We start from the raw sequence: 14144 nt of genomic DNA, 5'->3' as shown, positions 1-14144 counted from the left end.
CCCCCGCCGCGACTTCCGCCGGGCGGATGGTCACCGGCAGATCACCCACCGGCGGCTCCAGCCCCAGCTTGCGGCGCAGCGCCGCGAGCAAGCCCGGGGGCGTATCCATTCGCGGCGGTACGGCCTGTCCTGTCCGGAGCAGCGCCCTTTCGGGCTCCGGCGGATTAACCCGGCGCACGCGCACCGGCGCCGAGGCATCGCCCTGCAGGCCAAGCTGCGACCACGCCATCGGCGAGAGCGCCACCAGTCCATCACCGCTCATCGGCCCGCGCCGGTCGATCCGCACAAGGATGGTCTTGCCACTCGAAAGCGACGTCACTTCGACATAACTCGGCACCGGCAGCGTGCGGTGCGCGCCGTTGATCCGCCCGGCCCTGCCTTCATCGGCGCCCATCTCCACTGCCTTGCCAACGGCGTCATAGTTGAGCGTGTCCGCAGGCGTGTAGGTGACTTCGTCCACCACGAAAGGTTCGCCCAAGGTCACCGGATAGTCGCCGGCCGGCCCCGACACGTCCGGCGCAGCGGCCTTGCGGTCACGCGCGGTCACCGGATCGGCAAGACCTGCACCCAGCGCCAGCACCATCGCCAGCGCCAGCACGCCGTTGTTCGTGTTAACGGGCAATTTCATCAGCCAGAAGTCCCACCGAGAGGGCGTAGAGATTCGAGCAGTTGTAATCGAGGATAACTCGATAATTTCCGGTTAGCAGGTAGGCGGTCTGTCCTGGGCCATCGGGTTCGAGCAGGCTGGCGAGCGTATCATCGGCCAAGGTCGGCGCGCGCGGCACCACGCCGAGCGCCTTCCATTCGCGCACGCTCTTCCACTGCGAATGCCGCGCGAAGACCTGCGGACAGCGCGGACTTGCGAGCGCCGTGCCCAGCGCGGGCCGGTCCAGCGGCAAGGTCACATCCGCCGCCACGCCCCAAGGCTCCCCAGGCCGCCAGCCCGCATCGCGGAAGTAGTTGGCGATCGAGGCCAGCGTGTCCTGCTTGCTCGCCCAGATGTCCGCGAAACCGTCGCCATCAGCATCCTGCGCCACGCGCAGATAGACGCTCGGCAGGAACTGCGGATTGCCGAAGGCGCCGGCCCAGCTGCCGACCAGCTTGGCTCTCGGCACGCCCCGGTCGACCATCTTGAGCAGCGCGATGAATTCGTCAGCAAACAGCGCTCGGCGTCGGCCCTCATAGGCCAGAGTGGCGAGCGAACGCGCCAGATCGAAATCGCCGGTGTAGGATCCGTAGTTCGTCTCGTGCCCCCAGATCGCCAGCACGATCTTGGGCGGCACGCCGTAGCGCTGCTCGATCCCGGCGAGATAGTCCGCCGAGGCGAGGTACTGCCGCCGCCCGCCACCGATCCGCGCCGCATCGACGTGCGTGCGGTGATAGCCTGCAAAGGCGGGGATCGACGATGACGTACCCGGTTGCGCCCGGTCCAGCGCGATGACCCTGGGGTTCTCGGTGAGGCCCGTCATGACCGAAGTGATGGTCTCCTCGCGCACGCCCTCGGCCCGTGCTTTGGCAGCCAGATACTGGAGATACCCCTGAAATCCGGCCGCCCCTTCATCGCCCTGCGCGCCGGCCGGCCCCGCCAGCAAGGACAGCGCCAACGCGGCAAACCCGGCCCGAACAAGACCCAGTGTCAGTGGAACATGAAAACGGATCGGCAACTGCATCGCGAATGACAGTCGCACAGCACGGCCAAGCTGGGAATCCCTCAATCGATGAATTGCGTGGGAAGTGCCTCAGGCCCCCATGCAAAACCTCTTGCGAGACTTGCCCAGCCCGCTATCGGCATTGCTCGCGCACAAAAGCGCTGCGGACAGGTGGCCGAGTGGTTTAAGGCAGCGGTCTTGAAAACCGCCGTGGGTGGAAGCTCACCGTGGGTTCGAATCCCACCCTGTCCGCCACTGATAGTGCTTTTAAGCCTTAAAATCAGTGCTTTATGTCGATGCGAAAAATGGGGCCCCACTTGTGGCCCCATTTCTTGCTTCTGTCAGTTGCCTTGATCGGGGTGGTCAAGCCGTCACGCGTACGTTGACGACTTCTGAAAGCCAGCGCGTGGCCCGCTCCCTCACCTCGGCAACCTCGCTGGCAACCGCCAACTCCATGATCGATTCGAGGTCGTAGCAGGACAAGGCAAAATCGAGCCGCCGCGAGGCGCGATCGGCGACGGCCGGGAACTGGATCACATTGGACATGGCGTTGCTCCTGTGTGGTTCGGAGCCCCCTATTCTTAACATGAAAACGCCGCTGTCTACGAGATAGTGGTCGGCTGACAAAATCAGCACGGCCAACACCGGCAGCGCCGCGGAGATCCTTGCCCTAGCCCTCTTCGGCCCCCGGCCGCTGTCACAGCGCTGGTTGGCGAGGCCAACAAAGCCAACAGAAGCCGACGCCCTGCCGGCGGATCGAGGACGAACAGAAGGCAGGCGGGTGCATAACGGCGGCGAGGCCGACCCCACCCCCCCGGGGGTACCCAAACGCCGAGCCGAAAACCTATTCTCCCCGCCTCGACAAATTTTGCGGATTTTGAAAGTTCACCCTTCGCAAATAGCGGTCCCAAAAACGGGCTCTCCGATTGCGGAGAGCTTTCAATTCACCGAAAAAAACGCACAATATACCGACTCAATTGTGCCCGATACGCCCGGAATTTGGGGTTGACCTATGTGTGTCACCCGCAGGTTTCCTTACTTGAGCACACCCTTTTTTCGGGTGTGCGGCCCCAAATTACTGGATTGAGTAGCGTCAGGACCTGACTCATCATGGCCCTATCAGACAAGAAAGGGCAGCTAAATGAGCACAGCAACCACACTTCCAACCGACCGCAAGGCCGACAGCATCCCGGCGACGGCTGCGCGGCTCTCCGTTTCCGAGCGCACAATCTACCGCGAGATCAGCGCAGGAAAGCTCCGCGCCGTGCGCGCCGGGCGGCGGGTGCTGGTGACCCGCGAAGAGCAGGACCGGTGGCTCAACGCCCTCCCGGCCGTGCGCTGAAGGGGCCCCGCGATGACCAACGGCGGCGACATGTTTTCGTTCTGGCCGATGGGGCCGGCAAAGCCAGACGCGGGGGCCGGGCAGCGTCCGGCCAACGTGTTCCCATTCTCAACGCAGCCGCCTGCCGAGCGGCCTTCCATGCCGTGGCTGACAAGTCCCGCACAGACTGCCCCGGTCGAAGCGCAGCCAGTGGCGGTATCGATGTTCAGCACTGCCGCCGAGGTCGAGCAGCCGAGTGCCGCGCAGCCTGCCCCGCAGGGCTGGGACGAGCCGGAGCCGGAGCGAGGCTATCCATGGGACTTTCCTGAGCAGCAGCGGATGTCGCTGGCGACTGAAGTCGGCTCCACAAACGAAATCCCTTCAGAGGCCGCAGGTGAGCCTGATGAATCCGAAGCTGAAGATGACGATTGCGACGATCCGCTCCCGACGGAAGATCGGTTTCCGGAGTACACCGTGATCGAGATGAAGGTGAAGTTCTCCGCGCGTCTAAATGACCCTGCTGGGGTGGTGGTGACCCATGAGGATCTGGAAAGCTACTGGTACACCGAACACCTCACCGAGCTTCGGGACGATGGGAAGATAACCAATACTCAGTGGCGTACAAAGGTTTCGGAATACGACTCTCGCGAGGAAGAGTTTTCCGGTGCGGTACTGGTTCCAGTAGTCAAACACCTCCTTGCGCGTGGCTTCATATGTACGCCATCGCTCACCAAAATGGACTACGAGGATGCGAAAGGGGACGGTCTCACTTTTCACGCTATCATCAGGACTGACGCGGTACCCTACCTTAACGCGACGGCACTCTCGACGCTTTGCTACCTGAAAGCAAAGAGCTTCAACCTAGCTGGCACCTATGTCGATAAGGCAGAAGTGTTTGGAAAGCGCGGCAGTCTAAATTGGTACTCGGACAAAGTTCCGATCAATCAGCGGCAACGGATTGGCGCTGAAGTGCTCTATCAAAAGTGCAATGCCGGGTTCGATCAGTCAAACAATCAATGGTCCGAGTTCCTGAATTACGAGGATGAAACCGGACAGTGGTGGCTGGATCAGAACTGGCCGACGGGTTGGCGTGATGACAGGGAGCCGATTGAAGATTGGCTCGCTCGGGTTGCGCTCACAGAGGACGACATCAGGCAGCAGGTCCAAATCCTTGAGATGACCGGCGGCGACCCATTCCTCTACGACAGCATCGTCGGCACGCCTGAAACGAACAAGGAGGTCGAGTGGGTTGTCGACGGGGTCGCAGCCCGCGGCGCTGTGACACTAGTCTGCGGCCAGGAAGGCATCGGCAAATCCACGCTCTTGCACGAATTGTGCTTCAAGGTTGGGCGGATCTCCAAAGATCCCGCTGACTTTCTCGGAGCGCCGGTCTGGGGCAATCGTGTTGCCGCCATGGCGTTTGGCGAGGATCCAGCGAGCATCGTCTTTGCCCGAAAACAGGCGTTTGAGTCGACCTTTGGCCGCAGTCTCGTGGTCCAAATCATGGGGCCTTGGTCAATCGAGGAATTGGTCGCAAAGATCGATGCCATCCCGAGAGTCGACCTTTTCGTTCTCGACCCAGTGCGATCGTTCCTCGACGGCGGCGAGAGCGACAACGATGCAGTCAGCCGGTTCTACAAGCCACTCTGCGCTCTAGCCGAGCGTAAGAACTGCGCGATCATAGTCTCGCATCACGTCGGCAAGGAGAAGGCCCCGACAGACATCCGAGGCGTAGTCCCGCGTGGCGCGCAGACGTTCAAGGATCGGTCACGTCTCATCTTTGGCATGGTCCGGCGCCGAAATGGTGTGATTGGGCTCGGCGTCATCAAAACCAACTTCCCACCCTCCGCCAAGCTGTGGGGGGACCTGTTCGAGCAGCGGCTCTTCGTACAGGACGAGTCGACGTTATCGCTCTTGCCGCTCGCCGGACAGACGACCGGCAAGCCGGGCCCAGCCACCAAGGTCGATGAGAGCGGCGATCTCAGGGTAGCGGTAGACGCACTGCGCCGGCTCACCGAGGCCGGTGAAGTTGTGCACCGGACAGGGGCGAGCGAACTGTTCAACCGGCAGTGCGAGGAGCTTGCCGGGTGGTCTCGGGCACGGGTCCGGAAGGCCGTGCAGGCCGCGATCGACGCCGGGATGGTCACCAACCCGGAAGATGGCAGTGGACTCCACGTAAATAACTTTAATACGGGTATTTAGTGGCAATATCTCACGTGATATAAGAGGTTTGTCGGTTCTGCCGTTGCCGGTTGCCAACACGTTGCCAAAGTCGGCAACGGCAATTTGGAAACGGCAGATTTCCGCCATTTTCTCGTTGCCAAGGGCTGGCAACGGGGGTGGCTCTGGAGGCCGAAAAATGGCTGATTTCCGCCATTACCGGTTACCATTGCCGCTAAAGAGAGAGGGAGGGCCCCCTAAGAGGGGCCCCCTCTCACTCTCAGCCTTTAGCCCGCGAACGACTGGCAACGACAAACGGAGCAGTAGCATGACGACCGAACCCCTGAGGAACCCCGACCCCTACACGATCTACGTCAACCCCGGCGAGACCATCGCGGCCGCATTCGCCCGCGGCCGACACCTGGTCGAAGCGTCCGGCCGGGCAGTTAGCCTGATCATCTGACACAAGGAGTGCAGTCCATGGCCCAACTGACGGAACAGCAAGCGCATTTCGTCCATCACTTTGTCTCCATGGGCTGCACTCCCACGGAAGCGGCGCGCGCCGCCGGATACGGCTCTCCGGGGCAGGAGGCGTACCGGCTTATGCGCAAGGCTCACGTAATCGAAGCCATCCGGCGGGAACAGGATCGGCTGATCAACACCGACGGCGTGCGCATTGCCTACAAGACGCTCGTCGAGGTCATGCAGGACAGGGGCGCTGCGGCAAGCGCCCGAGTGAGCGCGTCTCGCACCGTGTGGGAGGCCGCGCGGCTGTTCTCCAAGGATGCCGGCCACCGGGACGACAAGCCGTTGCAGGACATGTCGGCGGAGGAGCTAGCCGACCAGATCAAGAAGTTCGACCAGGCGCTCGTGCAGATGACCGGCACCGGCGCAGTGAACTGACCCCTCCCCTCCCGCAAAGGACGTTTGCCCATGCCCCGCACGATCACAGTGAATTTCACCGATAGCTCTCAGCACGCCGATGGATTGGCAGTCACAGGTCGGGGCAATTCTCAGGAGATGAGAGACAGCTATTGGGATGAGAATCCTCACCTGCGGCGCGCCATCGCAAGACAATCAAATTCCAGCCTAGCTGGCGTCGTTCTGATCGCGATCGGGACAGCCTTGCAAATCATCTTCATTCTTCTCGGCTTGATCTATGCTGGGTTGACCTGAATTTCTCCGAATATTCTATAAAGGTTCCGTCTGTCCTGGGCAGTACAGCAGTCTCCATTGTGGTGAACAGATATCTGTCGTTTGCCGCCATCAACAGGCCAAAAAATGGTTGCTTGTGTTGACGATCGTTCCGTCAGCGCCATATTCGCGCCATGCAAGTCAGCTTGAATCTGCACACACGCCAGCAGAGCCAGATCGACAATATCCACGATACGGATGCGCCAATGCCGGGCGAGTTGCTTGAAGCGCAAGACCTCAAAGGGAGATTCTTGGGTGCCACGCATCGACCTACGGCAGTTAGCTACACCTACAACTGCCACGGCCTCACCTTCGGTTCGCGCAGGACACAGATCGTTGACCCAGCCGAGGTTCGGAAGATTTTAACGCAGGATGCCTATCATAAAATCACCTCTGCCGACATTTTGCCCGGTGACATTGTGGTGTACATTGGGCCAGATGGCGACATTGAGCATTCCGGAGTCGTGGTGGACGTCGACAAATCCGCGCTAGTCCCGACGCCCAAGGTGCTCAGCAAGTGGGGAGTGGCTCACGAAGTGGTGCATTTTCTCCGCGATTGTCCATATGTCTCTACGAATGTAGAGTATTACAGGGTGACGGCATGATCGATCTCAAAGGCATTAATCTCGGCAATGCCCGCTCGGTCTACATGACCGCGAATACGCCGATGTATATCGTTCGCAATCTGCGGTCCGACCCGGAAATTGTGAAGCTGCACTTAAAGAACTCAGCCGACACAATCCTTGCCGAAATCAAAGAACGGCTGGAGCGCCTGCCTCTCGATTTCGAGGATCGAATTTTGCCGCTCGTTTTGCTCATCGCATTGGCGCTGAAGCAGAATCGAACGGCAATGATGGAAGCTGCGTGTTTGGACGGCAAGAGCTATCGCTGGTACAAGCCGGTGGCTGACAGTCTGGTCCAGCAAGTTCGCCCAACTTCTGTGTCGACGATTGTTGCGCCTGTCACGGTGACAGTGAAGCCTGCCGCTCCTACACAGTCGGCTTCGAGCTACAGAGTTATCGAACTCGCGGCCTCATGAAGACAATTCTTCTAGCCTGCGCGGAGTCAACCTTGCTGGATGCCAACACCAACAGGGTTAGCCTAATTAACATACACGACGAACTTTCTTCACCGCAATTTCCTTTTCTAATTCCGCTTTTTAGCGTGCTTGCTATCACAAAAAAGGAAGACGGCGAGGACGACGAAGGCTCCTGCGCAATTAGAGTTTCACTAGGGGATCAGACGGTTTTGGACGCCCCTATTTTGGTGAATTATCAAGGTGCCGATATACACCGCTCTATGCTTGGCCTACATGGCCTAGTGATTACAGGACCAGGCACGCTCAAGGTGCAGCTATTGCATAATGAAGCAGAGATCGGCGAGTGGCAAATTTCCGTAAAGCAGCTAGCGCCAGCAATTATAGTGAATGGACAGGAAGCCTAGCTACTTGTCGGCCGTGAACAGATAAGGCAACCGCCGCGTCGAAGACGGCGGGCGTTTTTTTGCTCATTGCTAATCTTCGCAGGCTGGCGATCAGCTCGATGAGGGCGCTTTATGCTCGCAGTCGTGGCGGTGGAAGTCATTAATCTTGTCGAAGCGCTGCCAGTCCATGCGGGGACTGAACGCGACCTCGCTGCGTCTGGCAAGATGCACTTGCCCTGCGACCGTGGATGAATGCTGGCTATGGCCGGCGGCCGTGATAGACCTGCAAGAGGGATCCACGATCCGGGTATGTCGCCGACGGCGACCTGCAATCGAGGCGGGCTATGATCGACAGGCCAGGTCAACGGGGAAGCGGCGCGCCCGAGGCGGCAGGTTCGGCGCTACCGCCGTTGCCCTTGCCCGTGTACGTGGTCCCGGCGGGGCTTCTGCTTCTCGCGGCAATCGCCTCGCTTCCCTACGGCTACTACCAGTTCCTTAGGCTCGTGGTCTGCGGCGCAGCTGGGCTGTGCGCATACCACTCGTGGCAATCTCGCGGCGCATGGATGGCAACAGCTCTCGCGCTGGTGGCTATTCTTTACAACCCCGTGATCAGGGTCCATCTCGAGCGCGCCGACTGGCAGGTCATCAATCTTGCCACGATCCCGCTGTTTGCTGTTGCATGGCTCATTGCGAAGCGACGCTGGGCGCACTCGTTGTGATCGTGAGGATCTTCTGGGGCTTTGTGACCTTCGCTGGCGCTGTGCTTATCTGCCATATGTGGATTGATCAAAATTCCACAGATCCAACGCCTTCCGGAGATAAAGGTGAACGCTAAGGCATCATGTTGCGCTGAATGCAGGTCAATCCGCTTGATCTGATCTGCGACGGTCCGGAATTAGGCGCTATGGTCCGCAGCAGGCCCCGAGAAGGTCGATGCACTCGACTGCTCTCAATTCTTCCTGGGGCTCGTCACTCGGCTGAACGCAGAGCCTCGTAGAGTTGTCCAGGGCCAAGCAAGATATCTTTCAGGCCATCCCTTACCTTCTGGCTGTTCAAGGCTTGCGAACTCATGACCTCATGCGCCGTCAGCGCGTCCATCACTGCGTTGAGGATTTCGTTGGCCAATGTCGGTGATGCGGCAAATTGCGACTTTGAATTGTTCTGTGCCTGCATTCGCAGCGCCCGGGACTCGAGCAGCTTTCCCTTTAGAACGTTGTTTACGTAGATGAGTTGGTCATCATCGGTCAGCTCGCCCTCAAACAGGTCGTTCACCTTAGCAATTATGTCGGCGAGGAGGGCCTTCTCCTTGTCCTGCACACTGCCTGACCCAGCAGCTGTGATGGGACCAAGCATCGGCTTGTCGCCCCCTGCGATCGTGAGATCGCGTTCGCCCTGATCCTTGAGGCTGTGATGCGTGAGTTTGACGTCTGAAAGGTCGACGCCTTCACGCTCACGCCCAAACTGGAGGAGCGGGATCAGGCGCTTGTAGAACATGAAGCGCTTCTCAACGTCGGTGCTGCCGTAGTCGAAGATCTGCGACATGAACGTGTATAGGCGGACGTAGGCGCCCATATCGTTCTTGAAGAGAACCAACGCATCGACCTCATCTCGCGCGCTGTCCGCGCCGCTCTTGTCGTCGTTGGCTTGCGCGGCCTTGAGCCGATTGGTGGCCTCCTTGAACTGAACCAGCAGGCGCTCAGCCACTGGTTCAAGGGCTGCTATCAGCTGACCCTGCGTGGCGTTGGGGTCCATCTCCACTTCGACCAGCCGCTCCACCTCATAGCTGTCGTAATGGCCAGATGCGTCGAGCTTCGCCCGCAGGTCGAAGATCATGTTGGGGTCGGTCGATGCCTCGATCTCGGCGGTTTCGTAATACTGCCGGAACGCCTGAAGCACCTCTTCCGAGCTGTTCACGAAGTCCAGAACGTAGGTCGTGTCCTTGCCCGGATATGCCCGGTTGAGGCGCGACAGCGTCTGCACCGCCTGGATCCCCGCGAGCCGACGGTCGACATACATCCCGCACAGCAGCGGTTGGTCGAAGCCAGTCTGAAACTTGTTCGCCACCAGCAGGATCTTGCAATCCTCGTCGGTGAACGCCTCGCGGATGTCCCGCCCCTTGAGCGTGGGATTGAGCTTCGCACTGGTCTCCGTGAGTGGCTCGCCGGTGCCGTCTGGGTCGGCAATGTCGCCCGAGAAGGCGACCAGCGTGCTCATCTTGTATCCCTGCGACTTGATGTAGCTATCGATCGCCATCTGCCAGCGCACGGCCTCGACCCGGCTGCCAAGCACGACCATGGCCTTCGCCTTGCCGTTCAGCAGTGGCGCCACGTTCTCGCGGAAGTGCTCGACGACGATGTGGACCTTCTGGGCGATATTGTAGGGATGGAGGCGGACCCAGCGCATGATGCCCTTCATGGCCGCGCTTTTCTCGACTTCTTGCTCGTCCCACTCCTCGCCGGCATTGGCCAGCTTGAAGGCCAGCCGGTAGGGCGTGTAATTCTTCAGCACATCGAGGATGAAGCCTTCCTCGATCGCCTGCCGCATCGAGTAAACATGGAACGGCGCGGGCTTGTTGGTCTCGCTCGCTGCTGCATCCGGGTTCGGACGCCGGCCGAAGAGCTCCATAGTCTTGGTCTTCGGCGTTGCGGTGAAGGCCACGTAGGTCACGCCGTCCTTGGCCGCGCGAGCTGCCATCTGCGCCGCGAGAATGTCCTCGGCTGAGATCTCGCCGCCGTCGCCGAGTTCTGCCAGTTCCTCTGGCGACAGGACGGCCTTGAGCTTGGACGCTGTCTCACCCGCCTGGCTGCTGTGCGCTTCGTCAGCGATCACCGCGAAGCGCTTGCCCTGCGTGGCCGCGCGCTCGCGCACAGCTTCCAGCGCGAACGGGAAGGTCTGCATGGTGCAAACGATGATCTTCTTGCCTGCATCCAGGGCATCCGCCAGCGCCGCGCTCTTGCTGCCGCTGTCGCTGGTGATCGTGGCAACAACGCCCTTGGTTCGTTCGAACTCGAACAACGCCTCCTGAAGTTGCGCGTCGATCACGTTGCGGTCAGACACCACAATCACGCTGGAGAAGATCTTGGCGTCGCTCTCGTCGTGCAGGTCAGCGAGGAAATGCGCGGACCAGGCGATCGAGTTGGTCTTGCCCGATCCGGCGCTGTGCTGGATCAGAAAACGGCCCCCGGCCCCTTCGGCCTTTACCTGTGCGCGCAGCTTCCGCGTGGCGTCGAGCTGGTGGTAGCGCGGGAAAATAATCCCACCGATCTGCTTCTTCTTGTCGCGCCGGGCGATCATGTAGCGGCCGATGATTTCCAGCCAACTGTCGCGCTGCCAGACTTCCTGCCACAGGTAGGCAGTGGGGTGGCCGGGGCCGTCGGTGGGGTTGCCGGCGCCGCCGTCGTTGCCGCGATTGAAGGGCAAGAAGCGGGTCGCGCCGCCCTCCAGCCGAGTGGTCATCATCACATCGCGGTTGCTGACCGCGAAATGGACGAGCGCGCCGGTTGCGAACGTCAGAAGCGGTTCGCCGCGCGGGTTCCGGTCGAACTTGTATTGGTCGATCGCGTCGGCGATGGTCTGGGTGAAGTTGGTCTTCAGCTCAGCCGTGGCGACGGGGATGCCATTGAGGAACAGGCCGAGGTCGATGCTGTTCTCGTTCGCTTTCGAATACCGAAGCTGGCGCACCACGCGCAGACGATTGGCCTCATACCGCGCGACGATGGCGCTGTTCATCCCCGAAGCCGGCGCGAACTGGGCGAGGCTGACGAGGCCCTTCACGCCGATCATCTCGATCCCGTAGCGCAGCACATCGAGCGTGCCGCGATCATCGAGCGACTTGCGCACCCGGTCGCACAGAACGTCGATGGCAGCATGCCCATGCGACTTGGTGAGTGCCTCCCACACTGCGGGCTGGCTCACCTCCAGCCAGGTCTGCAAGTCCTCGGGATAGAGTGCGCGTGCGCGGTCGTAGCAGGCGGCCGAGCCTTCCTCGTAAAGCCAGTCGGCAGCCTTGAGATCGGCGCAGATCTCGTCCTCGAAGCTGATTTCCTTGTGGATGCTCATCCCGCACCGCCGGTCGTCGGGACCCAAATCTGTTTAAGCGGCAGCTTTGCGCGGGTTTCCTCCTTCAGGTCTGCATAGGTGCGAAACAGCGCCTTCAGCAACTCATCCATCTGCCACAAGCGCAGCTTGAAGAAATTGTTGTCGAGCTCCTTCTGGGCGACCTGATTGACGCCGCCGATGCTTACGAGCAGCCCTGTCTGGGCTTGGGAGTTCGAGACTGAACCGATCAACCTCAACACGACATCATGATTGGCCGCGCCGTCGCCGGACTTGACCTGCACGCAAATCCGATCCTCACCCAGACCGAGGGTCCCACCGGCGGCGAGAATGTCGACGCCTCCGTCAGCGCCGGGTGGTGACAGCTTTGTCGTGTAACCCTCGGCATTGAGAATTTGCGCGACCAGATCGGCAAGCGCGTGCCCAGCGAATTCCGATTTGATCAACGAAATGATCTGCTGGTTCGCCAAGTCCTCAATGTCCTGCGTCGCTTCCGCCGCATCTACAGTGTCGTCCGTTGCAGGAGCAGGCGTGGAAGCCGTTCCTTGGCGCCCCATGAGGATGCCCGGATCGCTACCCGTCGCGAGCACGGTCTTGACCCGTTCCACCGCATTGTTCCGCTTGATCTCGCAAACGGTCATGAACGCACCGAACGAAAAGCGCAGGTCCTGTTTGAAGGCTTCGCGTGGAATGGCTTCGTTCAGCCACTTGACGGCGCGGGTGTGATAAGTTGGGCTGTTGGGGTCATATTGGTATGGCCCCGTCACTTCCCCAATGGCCACGCCACTGGTCAGCTTCCGAGGTAGGACCATAAGGTCACCCACCTCGATCACATGGGCAAACTGGTTGAGCTGGGCGGCAAAATTCTTGAGCGTGTTGGCGCTCCTTGCCGGCAAGACCTCATCAAGGTGACCCAAGATGGCCGCACGATCGGCGAACTGTGACAGATCGCCGACTTCATTGAAGTCGATCATGGCTTTGCCCATCGCGATCGCGTTGGCTTCCTGCTCACCGTGCCGACCGGCACGAACGATCCAGAGGCGGGTCATGCAGTTCTGCTCCTGATGGCAAGCTTGGCAAAGCCTTCGATGGCCTCGGGGCGCATGACGAACGTGCTGTCGTCGTCGTTGTAAATCACGAGTATGCCCGAATAGAACAATCCGGGCCGCACCACCGCAGGTTCGGCTTGCCACAGCAGGTGCATGCGGTCTGCGCACATCGAGCCGAAGTGTAGGTCCCAGCCATTGTCCTTCCAGCCGAGGTGGCGAGAGAGTTCGGCATTGGTGCTGCCGGGGCGATCGAGCAGCACCTGAATGATCCGCTCCTGCGTGGGGGTGGGCGGCATTCTCGTGAAGGCGAAGACCACACGCTCCGCCTTTGGCAGGGCCTGTGCGGTGGTGACCAGTTCCTTGTCTTCGTGCAGCGCCTGCGCATCGAGCGCGGCAAGGGCTTTGGTGGCTGCATCAACCCATTGGGGATCGCCTGAGGCGAGCTTCTCCGCGACGTTGGCGCGCAGTTTCTTGCGCTCGTCGAGCGTCATGCTTGGGATCTTGGCTATGATCTTGTCGATGCTCATGCGGTTTCCAGCTCGGGTGCTTGCGGCACCAGACCGCGCACGTCGATCTTGCCGGTGACGGCGGCGGAGATTAGCGCGGCTCGGCGTTCTTGCAGGAGGGCGATGGCGGATTGAGCTTCGGCGATCAGCCGTTCAAAGCCGTTGCTCTTCGTCTCGACGTATTCAGCTATCGCCAACATCTCATCTTCGGGAGGGATGGGTATCTCAAATGCCTCGATCTGCCCCCCGCTAATGTGTGGGACGCTCACTCCGGTCATCTCAGGTGCGCAGTGATGGAAGAACGCTTCGTGACGCATGCATTGGAGAATGAAGCCATTTGCGCTCCCTGAGTAGCTCCTGATCGCGGCGACTCGTTGGAGCAAAAGGCAGGGCAAATCATTCTCTGTGATTTCTGCAACGCGCAATCCGTCACCGATCCAAGGACGATCCATCCCAAGCACGATGTCACCCACCTTCAATTCCCAACTCTCAAGTCCGTCATCGGGTTCGCGCGACCAATAGACGGTGTCGTCGTTCCAGCGGATACCGTTCGCAGAGAGATTGATACCCCGCAGCAGTCGCCAGTCTTCGCTATCAGCCGAAAAATCTGCAGCCGAAAATGCATAGCCAGCCAGCACGACCGCGATGCGCTTGAGCGGCGCGACGTCCCAATGCACCGGGATTTCGCCCAGCCATTCGATGCCGCTGTCTTTCATGGGGGCGTTGGGGTTTAGGGTCAGGACCCATTAAATTGCTTGCGCAGACGGTGATTGGTTGATTCAAGGTC

16 protein-coding genes and 1 tRNA gene are annotated in these 14144 nt (G+C 60.3%); 10 read left to right on the top strand and 7 right to left on the bottom strand.

Going from position 1 to position 14144, the window contains the following annotated elements; translation table 11 throughout:
• The coding region (locus tag IP83_RS13340; protein ID WP_369817028.1) for an RlpA-like double-psi beta-barrel domain-containing protein at nucleotides 1-628 on the bottom strand (628 nt) is incomplete at its 3' end.
• Nucleotides 612-1670 (bottom strand): lytic transglycosylase domain-containing protein, encoded by a 1059-nt coding sequence (locus IP83_RS13335; protein WP_054122725.1) that lies wholly within the window; start codon nucleotides 1668-1670, stop codon nucleotides 612-614. The genes IP83_RS13340 and IP83_RS13335, both read right to left, overlap by 17 nt.
• A 144-nt stretch (nucleotides 1671-1814) precedes the next feature.
• On the opposite strand from IP83_RS13335, the gene IP83_RS13330 reads away from it, so the two are divergent.
• Nucleotides 1815-1904, top strand: a tRNA-Ser gene (locus IP83_RS13330).
• Nucleotides 1905-2012: 108 nt separating this feature from the next.
• Here the strand turns inward: IP83_RS13330 and IP83_RS20300 are convergent.
• Nucleotides 2013-2195, bottom strand: coding sequence for a hypothetical protein (locus IP83_RS20300; protein ID WP_156309719.1), 183 nt, complete (start codon nucleotides 2193-2195; stop codon nucleotides 2013-2015).
• A gap of 595 nt (nucleotides 2196-2790) precedes the next feature.
• On the opposite strand from IP83_RS20300, the gene IP83_RS13320 reads away from it, so the two are divergent.
• The 9 genes from IP83_RS13320 to IP83_RS13290 all read left to right on the top strand — a co-directional run bounded on the left by IP83_RS13320 (nucleotide 2791) and on the right by IP83_RS13290 (nucleotide 8465).
• Nucleotides 2791-2991 carry a helix-turn-helix domain-containing protein gene (locus IP83_RS13320; protein WP_054122723.1) on the top strand — a complete coding sequence of 67 codons (201 nt, stop codon included), beginning with the start codon at nucleotides 2791-2793 and terminating at the stop codon, nucleotides 2989-2991.
• 12 nt (nucleotides 2992-3003) lie between these two features.
• Entirely contained in the window at nucleotides 3004-5172 is a 2169-nt protein-coding gene (locus IP83_RS13315) for an AAA family ATPase (protein WP_054122722.1), read from the top strand.
• 286 nt (nucleotides 5173-5458) lie between these two features.
• On the top strand, nucleotides 5459-5593 hold the full coding sequence (locus IP83_RS21035) for a hypothetical protein (RefSeq protein WP_255352078.1): 135 nt from the start codon (nucleotides 5459-5461) through the stop codon (nucleotides 5591-5593).
• 17 nt (nucleotides 5594-5610) lie between these two features.
• A complete protein-coding gene (locus IP83_RS13310) occupies nucleotides 5611-6033 on the top strand; it encodes a terminase small subunit (RefSeq protein WP_054122721.1) in 423 nt (140 codons plus the stop codon).
• A 30-nt stretch (nucleotides 6034-6063) separates the two neighbouring features.
• Nucleotides 6064-6306, top strand: a complete 243-nt coding sequence (locus IP83_RS13305; protein ID WP_054122720.1) for a hypothetical protein — start codon at nucleotides 6064-6066, stop codon at nucleotides 6304-6306.
• A gap of 164 nt (nucleotides 6307-6470) precedes the next feature.
• Nucleotides 6471-6929 (top strand): hypothetical protein, encoded by a 459-nt coding sequence (locus IP83_RS13300; RefSeq protein WP_156309718.1) that lies wholly within the window; start codon nucleotides 6471-6473, stop codon nucleotides 6927-6929.
• On the top strand, nucleotides 6926-7363 hold the full coding sequence (locus IP83_RS13295; RefSeq protein WP_054122718.1) for a hypothetical protein: 438 nt from the start codon (nucleotides 6926-6928) through the stop codon (nucleotides 7361-7363). Before IP83_RS13300 ends, IP83_RS13295 begins: the two co-directional genes overlap by 4 nt.
• A gap of 32 nt (nucleotides 7364-7395) precedes the next feature.
• Nucleotides 7396-7767, top strand: coding sequence for a hypothetical protein (locus IP83_RS20295; protein WP_156309717.1), 372 nt, complete (start codon nucleotides 7396-7398; stop codon nucleotides 7765-7767).
• 323 nt (nucleotides 7768-8090) lie between these two features.
• Nucleotides 8091-8465, top strand: coding sequence for a DUF6804 family protein (locus IP83_RS13290; protein WP_156309716.1), 375 nt, complete (start codon nucleotides 8091-8093; stop codon nucleotides 8463-8465).
• Nucleotides 8466-8715: 250 nt separating this feature from the next.
• On the opposite strand, the gene IP83_RS13285 is transcribed toward IP83_RS13290, so the two are convergent.
• The 4 genes from IP83_RS13285 to IP83_RS13270 all read right to left on the bottom strand — a co-directional run bounded on the left by IP83_RS13285 (nucleotide 8716) and on the right by IP83_RS13270 (nucleotide 14073).
• Nucleotides 8716-11586, bottom strand: coding sequence for a type I restriction endonuclease subunit R (locus tag IP83_RS13285; RefSeq protein ID WP_231625044.1), 2871 nt, complete (start codon nucleotides 11584-11586; stop codon nucleotides 8716-8718).
• Nucleotides 11587-11801: 215 nt separating this feature from the next.
• Entirely contained in the window at nucleotides 11802-12851 is a 1050-nt protein-coding gene (locus tag IP83_RS13280; RefSeq protein WP_054122715.1) for a restriction endonuclease, read from the bottom strand.
• A complete protein-coding gene (locus IP83_RS13275; protein ID WP_054122714.1) occupies nucleotides 12848-13378 on the bottom strand; it encodes a hypothetical protein in 531 nt (176 codons plus the stop codon). Before IP83_RS13275 ends, IP83_RS13280 begins: the two co-directional genes overlap by 4 nt.
• Entirely contained in the window at nucleotides 13375-14073 is a 699-nt protein-coding gene (locus tag IP83_RS13270; RefSeq protein ID WP_054122713.1) for a hypothetical protein, read from the bottom strand. The genes IP83_RS13275 and IP83_RS13270 overlap by 4 nt, the downstream gene beginning before the upstream one ends.
• Nucleotides 14074-14144: the final 71 nt, after the last annotated feature.

The organism is Novosphingobium sp. AAP93 (assembly GCF_001296055.1).
GTDB lineage: Bacteria > Pseudomonadota > Alphaproteobacteria > Sphingomonadales > Sphingomonadaceae > Novosphingobium.
This window is presented reverse-complemented; position numbering and strand designations above follow the sequence as displayed.